The 13,597-nt window shown below is 71.0% G+C and carries 9 protein-coding genes; 6 read left to right on the top strand and 3 right to left on the bottom strand.

The window, feature by feature from the left end:
- Positions 1–54: 54 nt before the first annotated feature.
- Both manB and AC6F7H_RS17170 read right to left on the bottom strand, forming a co-directional pair.
- Positions 55–1,137, bottom strand: a complete 1,083-nt coding sequence (manB, locus tag AC6F7H_RS17175) for a mannose-1-phosphate guanylyltransferase (RefSeq protein WP_500757837.1) — start codon at positions 1,135–1,137, stop codon at positions 55–57.
- 131 nt (positions 1,138–1,268) lie between these two features.
- Positions 1,269–2,588 carry a peptidoglycan recognition protein family protein gene (locus AC6F7H_RS17170; RefSeq protein WP_500757836.1) on the bottom strand — a complete coding sequence of 440 codons (1,320 nt, stop codon included), beginning with the start codon at positions 2,586–2,588 and terminating at the stop codon, positions 1,269–1,271.
- Positions 2,589–2,717: 129 nt separating this feature from the next.
- On the opposite strand from AC6F7H_RS17170, the gene AC6F7H_RS17165 reads away from it, so the two are divergent.
- The 5 genes from AC6F7H_RS17165 to AC6F7H_RS17145 all read left to right on the top strand — a co-directional run bounded on the left by AC6F7H_RS17165 (position 2,718) and on the right by AC6F7H_RS17145 (position 10,805).
- Positions 2,718–3,473, top strand: a complete 756-nt coding sequence (locus AC6F7H_RS17165; protein WP_500757835.1) for a TIGR03089 family protein — start codon at positions 2,718–2,720, stop codon at positions 3,471–3,473.
- Between the two features lie 212 nt (positions 3,474–3,685).
- On the top strand, positions 3,686–4,975 hold the full coding sequence (locus AC6F7H_RS17160) for an LCP family protein (RefSeq protein WP_500757834.1): 1,290 nt from the start codon (positions 3,686–3,688) through the stop codon (positions 4,973–4,975).
- A 239-nt stretch (positions 4,976–5,214) separates the two neighbouring features.
- The gene (locus tag AC6F7H_RS17155; RefSeq protein WP_500757833.1) at positions 5,215–7,023 is read left to right on the top strand and encodes an LCP family protein; all 1,809 of its coding nucleotides are present in this window, start codon (positions 5,215–5,217) and stop codon (positions 7,021–7,023) included.
- 281 nt (positions 7,024–7,304) lie between these two features.
- A complete protein-coding gene (locus AC6F7H_RS17150; RefSeq protein ID WP_500757832.1) occupies positions 7,305–9,017 on the top strand; it encodes an LCP family protein in 1,713 nt (570 codons plus the stop codon).
- A gap of 153 nt (positions 9,018–9,170) precedes the next feature.
- Entirely contained in the window at positions 9,171–10,805 is a 1,635-nt protein-coding gene (locus tag AC6F7H_RS17145; protein WP_500757831.1) for an LCP family protein, read from the top strand.
- A gap of 61 nt (positions 10,806–10,866) precedes the next feature.
- On the opposite strand, the gene AC6F7H_RS17140 is transcribed toward AC6F7H_RS17145, so the two are convergent.
- Positions 10,867–11,904 (bottom strand): glycosyltransferase family 2 protein, encoded by a 1,038-nt coding sequence (locus AC6F7H_RS17140; RefSeq protein WP_500757830.1) that lies wholly within the window; start codon positions 11,902–11,904, stop codon positions 10,867–10,869.
- Positions 11,905–12,078: 174 nt separating this feature from the next.
- Here AC6F7H_RS17140 and AC6F7H_RS17135 point away from each other — a divergent pair, with 174 nt between their 5' ends.
- Positions 12,079–13,557: an LCP family protein gene (locus tag AC6F7H_RS17135; RefSeq protein ID WP_500757829.1), complete on the top strand. Its 1,479-nt coding sequence runs from the start codon at positions 12,079–12,081 to the stop codon at positions 13,555–13,557.
- Positions 13,558–13,597: the final 40 nt, after the last annotated feature.

Here is a 13,597-nt window from a genome sequence, read left to right as displayed (position 1 = left end):
AACCGCCTGAGCCCTCAACCGCCCCGGCCCCACCCCGGGCCGGTACACGGCCGGCTACTCGTCCGAGGAGAACCGCACCGCCCCCGCCGGTATCCGCGCGTCGCACCACACCCGCGCCCCGTCCCGGAGTTCGTTGCGGGCGCCGATGACCGCGCCGTCGCCTATGACCGTCCCGGTGAGGACCGACCGCTCCCCCACCCGCGCGCGCGTGCCGATCAGCGAGTCGGTGACGACCGCGCCGGGTTCGATGACCGCACCCGGCAGGATCGTGCTGCCGAAGACGCGCGCGCCCTCCGCCACGAACGCGCCCTCGCCCACCACCGTCCCGCCCGCCAGCTTGGCGTCCGGTGCCACCGTCGCCGTCGGCAGGACCAGCCGGTCGCCGCAGCGGCCGGGGACCGCCGGAGACGGGGCGCGGCCCAGCACCAGGTCCGCGGAGCCGCGGACGAAGGCGGCCGGGGTACCGAGGTCCAGCCAGTACGTGGAGTCGACCAGACCCTGGAGGTGCGCCCCCGCCGACAGCAGGCCCGGGAACGTCTCCCGCTCCACCGACACCGGCCGGCCCGTCGGGATCGTGTCGATGACCGAGCGGCGGAACACGTACGCCCCCGCGTTGATCTGGTCGGTGACGATCTCCTCGGGCGTCTGCGGCTTCTCCAGGAACGCCAGGACCCTGCCCGTGTCGTCCGTGGGCACCAGTCCGTACGCCCGCGGGTCGGTCACCTTCGTCAGGTGCAGCGAGACGTCCGCGCCCGTCGTCTCGTGGGTGCGCACCAGCGCCCGGATGTCCAGGCCCGTGAGGATGTCGCCGTTGAAGATCAGCACGGGTTCGTCCGGGCCGGAGTGCAGCCGGGAGGCGACGTTGCGGATCGCGCCGCCGGTGCCGAGCGGCTCCACCTCCGTCACGTACTCGATGTGGAGCCCCAGCGACGACCCGTCGCCGAAGTACGGTTCGAAGACCTCGGCCAGATAGGACGTGGCCAGGACGATGTGCTCGACGCCCGCCGCTCTCGCTCTCGCCAGCTGGTGCGTGAGGAAGGGCACCCCGGCAGCCCGGACCATGGGCTTCGGTGTGTGCACCGTGAGCGGGCGCAACCGCGTGCCCTTGCCGCCGACCAGGAGGATCGCTTCTGTCACCTGTCGTCTCTGCTTCCTGCCGGGACCGGCCGAACTGTCTTTCGGCCGGCCAGTTTATGCAGACCGTTCCACAGCGCTTTCGACGGTGTGTCTCCGGCAGGAAGGGACCCGGCCCGGCGGCTCCGCGCAGCTCAGCGGCCCTGGTAACCGGCCGCCGTGGAGCGGGTGGTGCCGAGCCGGTCGTAGAGCTTCCCCCCTGGGCACAGGGTGTTGAACCCGTCCCGGTGACCGGAGATCACGTTCAGTCGTACCTTCGTGCCCTTTGCGTAGAGATTGCCACCGCCGGACGTCAGATATGTCTCCGCGTTCGGATCCACGCCGTACAGCCCGAGCTTCCACGCGGTGAGCCGGGCGACGCCCTTCACCGCCGAGTCCGACGGTTCCGTGGAGTCGTACGTGCCGAGAACCGCCACCCCCATGGTGTCGGAGTTGAACCCCAGAGTGTGGGCGCCCAGGACCGGCTCCGCCACTCCCCCGGCACGGCCCTCGTAGACCTTTCCGCACTTGTCGACGAGGAAGTTGTAGCCGATGTCCCGCCAGCCCATGCTCTCCGTGTGGTAGCGGTAGATACCACGGATGAGCGAGGGTGCCTCCTCGCACGTGTAGTCGTTGCCGGAGGCGGTGTGGTGCACGAAGGCCGCATCGACCTCGTCCGTGTAGACGAACCCCTCCGCCCGCAGGCTCTCGTCCGCCCCCCAGTCGGCCCGCGTGACGATGTCGGGACGCGGGCCGATGTACGGATTCGCCCGCTGCCGCGCGACCGTTCCCTTCCGCTGCGCGCCGGTGCCGCCTGCGGTGCCGTCCGCGGACGGGGTGCCCTCGCCGGGGTCGACGAGTTCGAGGCGCATCCCGGACGGCAGCGGCAGGGCTGTGTTCTCGGCGTTCTCGGCGTTCTCGGTGCTCCCCGCGTTCTCGGCGTTCTCGTCAGCCGTACCGGTGCGCCCCGGGCCTCCGGACTCCGCCAGGACCCTGATCTCCACGCCGTCCGAGTCGCCCACCCACAGCGGTGCGGTGGCGCCGCGGACCCGACCCGAGGCGCGTTCCCCGTCGTCGGAGGTGCCGGGGTCGGCCGCGTGGTCGGCGTTGTGGGCCTCGACGTCCCGCCAGTCGGACCAGGAGCCGGTGCGGGCCGCGCGGGTGCGGACCTGGACCTGACCCTGGAATTCGGCGGCGGGGTCGTCCCAGACGACGCCGAGGAGGGAGAAGTTCCTCACGGACCGGGGAGTCAGGCCGAACGTGGCGGCGCCGGAGGCACGGTCGGGGTCGAGGGGTTGCAGGGGCAGCGACTCGGTGCTGCCCGTGGTACCGGACTCGGCCGTCACCGCCGCATGCGGAGCCGCCCGGGTCGGCTGCCCCGGCCCCGCGGTCGCCGCGCCGGCGGACGGCGCAAGGGGGAGCGCGAGAGCGGTCGCGCAGGTGACACCGATGACGGAAGCAGGAATTCTACGCATGCCCCCGATCTTGGACATAATCATACAAATATGTCCATCGGGGAATTGACGGGCTGTCGGGGTCCGCTCCACCGAACCGGTGCCCCCGCCACCCGGTGCGCACAGCCTCGTCCGCGTACGCTTGCGCGGGTGAACGCCACCGACCGCACCCCCGCCGACCTGCTGGGTTCCGCGCTCGCCGCGGACCCGGGCCGCCCCCTGGTGACCTTCTACGACGACGCCACGGGCGAACGCGTCGAATTGTCCGTGGCCACCTTCGCCAACTGGGTGGCCAAGACCGCGAACCTGCTCCAGGACGAACTGTCCGCCGAGCCGGGCGACCGCGTGTCCCTCCTGCTGCCCGCGCACTGGCAGACGGCCGTGTGGCTGCTGGCATGCGCGTCGGTGGGCGCGGTCGCGGACATGTCCGGCGACCCGGCGGCCGCCGACGTCGTGGTGAGCGGGCCGGACTCGCTGGAGGCCGCGCGGGCGTGCTCGGGCGCGCGGATCGCGCTGGCGCTCAGGCCGCTCGGGGGACGCTTCCCGCAGCCTCCGGAAGGCTTCGCCGACTACGCCGTGGAGGTGCCGGGGCAGGGCGACCGGTTCGCGCCGTACGCGCCGGTCGACCCCGAGGCTCCGGCGCTGATCGCGGCGGGACGGGAGTTCACCGGGGCCGAGGTGGTGGAACGAGCCCGCGCGGAGGCGACGGACCTCGGGCTGACCGGACCGGGCTCGCGCATCCTGTCGGGCCTGTCGTACGACACGTGGGAGGGACTGCACGCGGGCCTGTACGGGCCGCTGGCGACCGGCGGTTCGGTGGTGCTGTGCCGCAACCTGGACCGGCTCGGGGACGAGGCCCTGGACAAGCGCGTCGAAAGCGAACGGGTCACGGTCATCTCCCGCTAGCGGGCGGCTCCGCCGCGGCCCGGCCCCGCTCGACGCGGACGGACTCGTCCAAACCGAACCCGCCGGGCCGTACCCCGTTCGCCGCGCTCCGTCCCCCGTACGGCTCAGCAGTGCCCGCCTCCGCCCCGCATCCGGGTCATCGTCGTATCAGCGGCACGCACGGCACGTACGGCCTCCACCGCACGCCGTACGCAGTGAGGGGTGGACCGGTCATGAGCGACACCGCAGGCACGTCCCCCGCGGGCGCGGGGGACGGACGTGCCCTCGGGCCGGGGACGGGAGCCTCGGCGAGCGGGAGGGGGCTGGCGCGGCGCAGGCGGCGACGGTGGGTGCGGGGCACCGGGCTCGGTATCGCCACGCTGCTCGCCCTGGCCGCCGGAGCCGGGTGGGCGGTGTACGTGAAGCTCGACGGGAACATCACGCCGGACGAGGCGGCCGCGGCCGAACTCACACGGTTCGAGAAGGAACGGCCCACCGCGCTGGTCAGGGAGGCCCGGAACATCCTGCTGATCGGCTCGGACTCGCGCTCCGGGGACGACAACCGCCACTACGGCCGGGACTCGGGGACGGAGCGGTCCGACACCGCGATCCTGCTGCATCTGTCGGCGGGCCGGCGCAGCGCCACCGCCGTGTCCCTGCCCCGTGACCTGATGGTGGCCGTGCCGGGCTGCCTGCGCGGGGACGGCACCCGTGCCGAGCCCGTGTTCGCGATGTTCAACCAGGCCTTCCAGCGGGGTGGTTCGGCCTGCGCCATCCGCACCGTCGAGAAACTCACCGGCATTCGCGTGGACCATCACATCGTCGTGGACTTCCACGGCTTCAAGGAGATGGTCGAGGCGGTCGACGGCGTCGAGGTGTGCCTGCGCGAGCCCATCGACGACAAGGCGGCGAAACTGAGACTGCCCGCGGGCCGGGTGACGCTGAACGGGGAACAGGCCCTCGGTTATGTCCGCGCCCGCAAGTCGCTCGGCGACGGCAGCGACACGCACCGTATGGAACGCCAGCAGCGGTTCCTCGGGGCGCTCGTCAACAAGGTCCGCGGCAATGACGTTCTGCTGAATCCGGTGAAGCTGTATCCCGTTCTGGACGCGGCCACTTCGGCGCTGACGACCGACCCGGAACTGGCGAGTCTGCGCGGTTTGTACGAACTCGTCCGCGGGCTGCGCGAGATCCCCACGGGACGCGTGCAATTCCTCACCGTCCCACGAGAGCCGTATGCCGCCGACGCCAATCGGGACCGACTCGCCCAGCCCGAGGCGGAGGCGCTGTTCGCACGGTTGCGCAGGGACGCCTCGGTGACGGTCGCACAGGAGACGGCACAGGACCTCGGCATTGGAGTCGACTCCGGAACCGACTCCGGCACACTGTCCGGGAATTCGGACGACGGCAGCACGGACAGTGACGGAAAGGTCACTCAAAAGGAATCCGTGGAACCGTCCGGGACCCCTTCCCCCACTCCCACATTCTCCGGAAACACGGCCGCCGAGGACAGCTGCGCGTAAAGCCGGCACACAGGTGACTCCAAGGCCGTGAAGTCATGTCAAGGGATATGTGCGAATTGCCCAGTTGTAGGAACATGGAATGTGCCACCGGCGTCGCCGGAAGTCATTCCGTGCCGTTAGTGTGAGCGCTCCGGTGCGCGCGCACCCGAGGTTCGTCCTGCAGTCGCGCACTGCGTGACCGACCGGGCGCCCAGGAGGGGAAGGGTGCCGCGTGGCACCGACGGAGGACGCAAACGACCGTGGACGCGCAAGGCCGTGGGCGGGGCAACGACATGGACCCCGCAGACCAGTGGGTACTCAACCCGGACACCGGTGATTACGAACTGCGGCTGAACGATTCCGCACCGCAGTCACCGATCCCCTCTCCCCGTGGACCGCGCCCCTCCGGCGCGGGTGGCGGCACGAGTGCGGGCAAGGGCACCGGCGCCGGTGCGCCGCGCGGCCGCACCGATGCGCCCGGGCGCACGGCGGAGCGCCCCGCCGGCCGCAGGACGGCCGAGCGCGGGACGGCCGAACATGAGGCACCGCCGTCGCGCAGGCGCCGGGGTGCGCCGGAGGAGCCGCCGCCGGGCCGGCGCGGACGCCGGCCGGTGAAGAAGAAGTCGAAGGCGAAGAAGGTCCTGCTCTGGACGGTCGGGACGATGGCGTTCGTGGTGCTCGCCACCGGCACGGCCGGCTACCTGTATCTGGAACACCTCAACGACAACATCGACTCCATCTCCGACGACGGCGCGAGCACCGGTGGCTTCCAGAAGGACAAGGCCATCAACATCCTGCTGATCGGCACCGACAAGCGCACCGGCTCCGGCAACGAGGGCTACGGCGACAAGGGCAGCGCCGGGCACGCCGACACCACGCTGCTGCTGCACGTCTCCAAGGACCGCACCAACGCCACCGCGCTCAGCATCCCGCGCGACCTCATCGTCGACATCCCCGACTGCCCCACGACGCTGGAGGACGGGACGGAGAAGGTGATCCCGGGCTCCAGGAACCGCTTCAACACCAGCCTCGGCCAGAACGAACGCACGCCGAGCTGCACCATGCGGACCGTCACCGAGCTGACCGGGATCACGCCGGACAACTTCATGGTGGCGGACTTCAACGCGATCAAGACGCTCACCACAGCGGTCGGCGGGGTCGAGGTCTGTGTCGCCGAGGACGTCGACGACCCGTACTCCAAGCTCCAACTGACCGCCGGCCCCAACACCATCGAGGGCGAGCAGGCTCTGGCGTTCGTCCGCACCCGGCACGCGTGGGGCAATCAGGGCGACCTCGACCGCATCAAGGTGCAGCAGCAGTTCCTCGGCGCGCTGATGCGGCAGCTGAAGTCCAACGACACCCTCACCAGCCCGACGAAGATGGTCAAGCTCGCGGAGGCGGGCACCGAGGCACTCACCGTCGACACCCAGTTGAAAGACATCAGCAAGCTGAAGGACCTCGGTCTGGAGCTGGGCAAGCTCAACATCAAGAACCTGACCTTCACCACGGTCCCGGTGAAGGACAACCCCGCGGAGGCGGTGAAGGCGACCGTCGTCCCCCAGGAGCCCAAAGCGACGCAGGTGTTCGACCTGATCAAGAACGACGTGTCGTTCACCGAGGTCAAGCAGCAGGAGAAGAAGGAGAAGGCCGCCGTCGCCGCCCGCCTCAAGGGCCCCAAGGCAGAGGCCTCCGAGGTCCGGGTGCGGGTCTTCAACGGCGGTGCCCCGGCGGGCAGCGCCCAGGACATGCTCAACTGGCTCCAGCTCAATGAGGGCGTCAGCAAGTCGGAGAACGCCGGCAACGCCCCGAAGACGCTGAAGAAGACCACCCTCGAGTACGCGCCCGACCAGGCCGACCAGGCCCGCCGCCTCGCCGACATCCTCGGCCTGTCCGGCTCGGGGATGAAGCCCGGCGAGAGCGCCACCAACGCCCAGGGACTGCCCACGATGACACTGACCCTCGGCGAGGACTTCAAGGGTGCGGGCACATCCTTGACGACTCCGTCCAAGGCGCCGGACGACGTCGTCAAGGACACGTCCACGGCGGACAAGGTCGAGTGCGCCAAGTGACCTGCCGGGCAGGCCACCGGGTGCCCCTGTAGGGCGGGTCCCACGGCAGGCAGGGAGCCGGCAGCACCATTTCCCCACCCAATAGGGCGGTTTGCCCCGTTCCGGGGACGAGGAATTCGTCACTGAAGCCACTCCTCGCTCAGGCGGGCGGCTAATGTGAACGCTCCAGTGCCCCGGCCGCGAGGACCGTCCTGGCGTCGCGCACGGTGGTGACCAGTACGCGCGGACACCTTCTGGAGGGGGAGGATGCCGCGTGGCCCGGACGGAGGATTCGGACGAGCGTGGACGCGCAGAGCCGTGGGCGGGCGGACAACGTCGACCCCGCAGACCAATGGATACTCAACCCGGCCACCGGTGAATACGAACTGCGACTGGGCCCCTCCGCACCGCAGTCACCCGTCCCGGGCCCCCGCCACAGCGGCCACCACGCGTACGGTGCCGCGCCCGGCCGCACCCGGGCGCCCGGCCGTGAGGTCCCCCCGCCGCGGCGGCGCGGTGCCCCCGCTGCGCCGCCCGGACGGCGCGGCGACCGGCCGGCGCAGCGGGGGCCGAGGGCGAGGAAGGCCCTGCTGTGGGCGGGCGGGACGATGGCGTTCGTGGTGCTCGCCACCGGCACGGCCGGCTACGTCTATCTGAAGCACCTCGAGGGCAACGTCCACACGACCGACGTCGGCGACGCGGGCTCGGGCGACTTCAGCAAGGACGAGGCCTTCAACATCCTGGTCCTCGGCACCGACAAGCGCACCGGCTCCGGCAACGAGGGCTACGGCGACAAGAACAGCGCCGGGCACGCGGACACCACGATCCTGCTGCACGTCTCCAAGGACCGCACCAACGCCACCGCGCTCAGCATCCCGCGCGACCTCATCGTCGACGTCCCCGACTGCCCGACGAAGCTGGAGGACGGGACGGAGAAAGTGATCCCGGGGCTGCAGGGCGCCCGGTTCAACCGCAGCCTCGGCGAGGGCGGCCGGGACCCGGGCTGCACGATGCGCACCGTGGAGGAGGCCACCGGCATCTCCGTCGACCACTTCATGATGGCCGACTTCAACGCGGTCAAGACCCTCACCACGGCGGTCGAAGGCGTCAAGGTGTGCCTGGAGCACGCGGTCGACGACAAGCAGTCGAAGCTGAGGCTGCCGGCGGGCGAGTCGACGGTGGCGGGCGAGGACGCCCTCGCCTTCGTCCGTACCCGGCACAGCTTCGGCAACGAGGGCGACCTCGACCGGATCAAGGTGCAGCAGCACTTCCTGGCCTCGCTGATGCGCAAGATGTCCTCCAGCGACACCCTGACCAGCCCCACCAGGCTCGTGAAGCTGGCCGATGCCGCCACCAAGGCGCTGACCGTGGACACCGGTATCGGCAAGGTCAGCACGCTCAAGGACGTCGCCCTGGAGCTGAAGAAGGTACCGACGAAGAACATCTCCTTCACCACGGTCCCGGTGAAGGACAACCCCGCGGAGACGGTGAAGGCGACCGTCGTCCTCGACGAGGCCAAGGCACCCCAGCTCTTCGCGGCGATCGCGAACGACGTGTCGCTGACCGAGGTCGAGCAGCAGGAGAAGAAGGAGAAGAAGACCGCCGTCGCCGCCCGCCTCAAGGGCCCCAAGGCAGAGGCCTCCGAGGTCCGGGTGCGGGTCTTCAACGGCGGTGCCCCGGCGGGCAGCGCCCAGGACATGCTCAACCGGCTCCAGCTCGAGGAGGGCGTCAGCAAGTCGGAGAACGCCGGCAACGCCCCGAAGACGCTGAAGAAGACCACCCTCGAGTACGCGCCCGACCAGGCCGACCAGGCCCGCCGCCTCGCCGACATCCTCGGCCTGTCCGGCTCGGGGATGAAGCCCGGCGAGAGCGCCACCAACGCCCAGGGACTGCCCACGATGACACTGACCCTCGGCGAGGACTTCACGGACGCCGGGGCACAGCTCGACGGCTCCGCGGCCGGGGCGCCGGACGTGGAGAAGTCCACGGCCGACAAGGTGGAGTGCGCGAGCTGACGTTCAGCCGAGCACGTGCGAAACCCTCACCAAAAGTTGTTGAATCGGTTGCGTTCCGCGCGCAACTGACGGCCCCGTCGTGCGTCTAACACAACGCAGGACGGGCCTTGTTCCATGACGCGAGGAGTACCAGGGGTGGGGAGGACGGCGGCAGTGACGCAGAGCGCCGCACGGAGGACACTCCGCGACGACCGGCGTGAACCGGACGACGGCCCGGCCGGCGGCGCGGCCGACGGCCCGGCCGACAAAGCGTCCGACGGCGACGGCGGGGACATACCGGCGTCCGGTGCGGACGGCGGCCACCGCCCGCGGCGCCGGATGCTCAAGTGGTGCGCGGCGGTCCTCGCGTTGCTCCTCGTCGGCTCGGCCGGAGCCGGCTACGTCTACTACCGGCACCTGAACGACAACATCAAGCAGAACCCGCTGAACCTGGGCGACCACAAGGTCGCCGAGCCGACGCCGAACGCCGCCGGACAGACCCCGCTGAACATCCTGCTGATCGGCTCCGACGCCCGGGACAGCGAGGAGAACCAGCAACTCGGCGGCGCCCGCGAGACGTTCGGCTCGACACCGCTGGCCGATGTGCAGATGCTGCTGCACCTGTCCGCCGACCGGACCAACATGTCCGTGATCAGCATGCCCCGCGACACCCTCGTCCAGATCCCCAAGTGCACCGACCCCGACGACGGGACCGTGTACGAGGCGAGCAACGGGCGGACCATGACCAACCAGAGCCTCGGGCACGGCGGTCCGGGCTGCACCGTGGCCACCTGGCAGGAGCTCACCGGCATCCACATCGACCACTTCGTCATGGTCGACTTCGCCGGCGTGGTCGCCATGGCGGACGCCGTCGGCGGCGTCCCGGTGTGCGTGGACGCCAACATCCTCTCCCGCGACAGCAAGGGCCACGGCTCCGGGCTGAAGCTGCGCGAGGGCACCCACCCGGTCAAGGGCAAGCAGGCCCTGCAGTGGCTGCGTACGCGCTACGGCTTCGAGGACGGCAGCGACCTCGCCCGCGCCAAGGCCCAGCACATGTACATGAACTCACTGGTCCGCGAGCTGCGGGAGAACGCCACCCTGAGCAGCCCCAACAAGCTGCGCAGGCTGGCCGAGGAGGCCACCCGGGCGCTCACCGTCGACCCCGGCCTCGACACCGTCAAGAAGCTGTACGACCTCAGCAACGAGCTGCGCAAGGTGGAGCCGGAGCGCGTCACCATGACCACGATGCCGAACCGGTACGTGGGCGCCCGGGTGGAGCCGACCGAGGACGCCGAGCAGCTCTTCCGGCTGGTCCGCGAGGACATCGCGCTGGACGGCAAGGACGAGAAGCCGACGGAGGCCGAGGAGAAGGCCACGTCCACCGAACCGGCCGCCCCCGACGCCCAGATCGCGGTCCAGGTCGTCAACGGCACCCGCACCGACGCCCTGGCCGCGGCGTCCGGCCGCGCGAGCACCGTGACCGGAATCCTGCGGGAGAAGGGCTTCACCAGCGCGTTCGCCAACACCGCCGATTCCCTCAGCAGGGAGCGGACGGTGGTGCGGTACCCGAGCGCCGACCTGGAAGGCGACGCGCATCGCGTCGCCGAGGTCCTGGGGATTCCGGAGAGTTCGGTGCGGCGGTCCACCGACGTCTCCGGGGTCACGCTCGTCGTGGGCGCCGACTGGCGTGAGGGGACGACGTACGAGGCCCCCGAACAGGACGACACCACCCCCGAGTCGGCCGAGGCCCTCAACGGCGCGGACGACACGGCCTGCATGAAGGTCAACCCGGCCTTCACCTGGTCCTGACACGGCAGGGCCCCTTCCCGCGCTCGGGAAGGGGCCCTGCGGTGTCCGCGGTGAAGGCGGGTCAGGTGGCAGGGGCGTCCGCGTGGACCGCGGGCCGCCGGGAGGCGATGACCTTCTTCGCGAGCGAGCGCGGGCTGGTCAGGAAGCCCCAGCCCCACGACATGTGCATGGTGCCCAGCGCCACCGGTATCCGCAGCCGCGCCTTCAGCGACAGCCCCTTGCCGGCGGGTACGGAGCCCAGCACGATCGCCGCGAGGTACCCGCCGGGCACCACGAAGCCCCACGGCGTGAGCGCCGCGCCCACCACGGTTCCGGCCGCGATCGCGCACACCGCGGCCGGCGGGGCCAGATACCGCAGGTTGATGGAACCGGAGTGGTAACGGGCGACGACGTGCCGCCAACGGCCGTAGTCCTTGTACTGCTTGGCCAGCGCCCGCACGCTCGGCCGGGGCCGGTACGACACCTTCAGCTCCGGCGAGAACCAGACCAGCCCGCCGGCCTCGCGGATGCGGAAGTTCAGCTCCCAGTCCTGGGCGCGGATGAACTCCACGTTGTAGCCGCCCTGCCGCTCCAGCGCCTCGCGCCGGAACACCCCGAGGTAGACGGTCTCGGCGGGGCCCGCCGCGCCACCGGTGTGGAAGGCCGCGTTGCCGACGCCTATCCGCGAGGTCATCGCGGCGGCGACCGCGTGCTCCCAGTCGTTCTCCCCCTCGGCGTGCATGATGCCGCCGACGTTCTGCGCGCCGGTCTCCTCGAGGAGTCGTACCGCGGTGGTGATGTAGCCCGGCGAGAGCATCCCGTGCCCGTCGACGCGGACCACGATCGGATAGCGCGAGGCCTTGATCGCCGCGTTGAGGGCGGCCGGGGTGCGGCCGGTCGGGTTGGGCACGGTACGCACCCGCGGGTCCTCGGCCACGAGTTCGGCGGCGATCTCGTCCGTGCGGTCCGTGGACGGACCGAGGGCGATCACGACCTCCATCTCGCCGGCGTACTCCTGGGCGAGGATCGCGTGGACGGCGCCACGCAGATACCTTTCCTCATTGAGGACGGGCATGATCACGGAAACGGCGGGGTGCCGCACGTCGGGATTGGCGTTCATAGGGGCCTCACGTTACCGCGAACGGGGGACAGCGGTGCGCGCGCCGGGTGCGGCTGCGCCGGGCCGCAGATCGTATCGGCCTACGGTGCTCGGGATCCCGGGCACGGCTCCGTACGGCCCCGTAGTACGGTCCCGCGGCCCTCGTACGGCCCTCGTTACGGAGGTGTCCTCCTTTTGCCCCCGCAGCCACCGTCCCCCCGCACCCGCACCCGCACCGGGCCACAGCGCCGCCCGCGACCGCCCGGCCGGGGCGGTCCGAGACCGGTGGGACGCCGGAAACCTCGCTGGGGCATGCGGGCGGTGACCACGCTGTCGGTCGTGGTGCTCGCCTCCGCCGGGATCGGGCACGCGGTGGTCACCAGCCTCGAATCGGGGATCGACCGGGTCGACCCGTTCCGGGACATGAAGAACCGTCCCGAAGCGGGCCACGGCATGAACGTCCTGCTCGTCGGCACGGACGGCCGCGAGAAGCTCGACAAGGAGCAGCGGCGGAAGTACCGGCTCGGCGGGGCGCCCTGCAACTGCACCGACACCATCATGATCGTGCACATCTCGGAGGACCGGGAGCGGGCCAGCGTCGTCAGCCTGCCGCGCGACTCGTACGCCATGACGCCCCCGCACACCGACCGGGTGAGCGGCGAGGAGCACGAGGGGCACCCGGTCAAACTGAACGCGGCGTACGCGGAGGGCGGGCCGCAGCTGACCGTGCGCACGGTGGAGAAGATGACCCGGGTGAAGATCGACCACTACCTGGAGCTCGATTTCACCAGCTTCATGAAGACCGTCGACGTGGTCGGCGGTGTCGAGCTGTGCACCACCGAACCGCTGAAGGACAGCCACACCGGCCTCGACCTGCCCGCCGGCCGGCACACCCTGCGGGGCGGCGAGGCCCTGCAGTACGTACGCGCCCGCTACGTCGACGGCGCCGCCGACCTCGGCCGGATGAAACGCCAGCAGCGCTTCATGGCGGCGCTGGTGGACCGGGCCACGTCCTCCGGGGTCCTGCTGAACCCGATGAAGTTCCGGGACGTGACCCGCGCGGTGCTCGGTTCGGTCCGCGCCGACAAGGGCTTCGGCACCGACGAACTGCTGGACCTGGGGCGGGCGATGCGGAACTTCTCGCCCTCCTCCTCCGAGTTCACCACCGTGCCGCTCGCGAGGACGGGAGTCGCGGTCAAGGGCCTCGGCTCGACCCTGAAGTGGCACCCCGAGAAGTCGAAGCACATCTTCGAGGCGCTGCGCGAGGACAAGCCGCTCTCCACGCACTCCTCGCCCGACGCGGCGCTGCGCGTCCCGGTGGACCCTCGGCACATCCACGTCCAGGTCGAGAACGGCACCGGGATCCAGGGGCTCGGCCGTCGCGTGGACGCGGCCCTCGCGGCGACCGGCTTCAACACCACCCGTGCCCCCGTCAACGCGGCGGACCGCTCCGTACGGCGGACCGTCGTCGCCCACGATCCCCGCTGGGACCGCTCCGCGAAGTCCCTCGCCGCCGCCCTGCCGGGCAGTGAACTGCGGGCGGTGAAGGGCCAGGGCGCCACCCTGAAGGTGATCGCCGGCAGCGACTTCGAGAAGGTCCGCAAGGTCCGGGCCGAGGACCCGGGGAAGGACGAGTTCGGAGTGGTGCGGGGCGACGAGGTGGGGTGCTCGTAGGCCCGCGACAGAGGTGCGCGGGGCCGCGGGAAGCGGGCAC

It is taken from the genome of Streptomyces sp. MMS24-W38, assembly GCF_059889265.1.
This window is presented reverse-complemented; position numbering and strand designations above follow the sequence as displayed.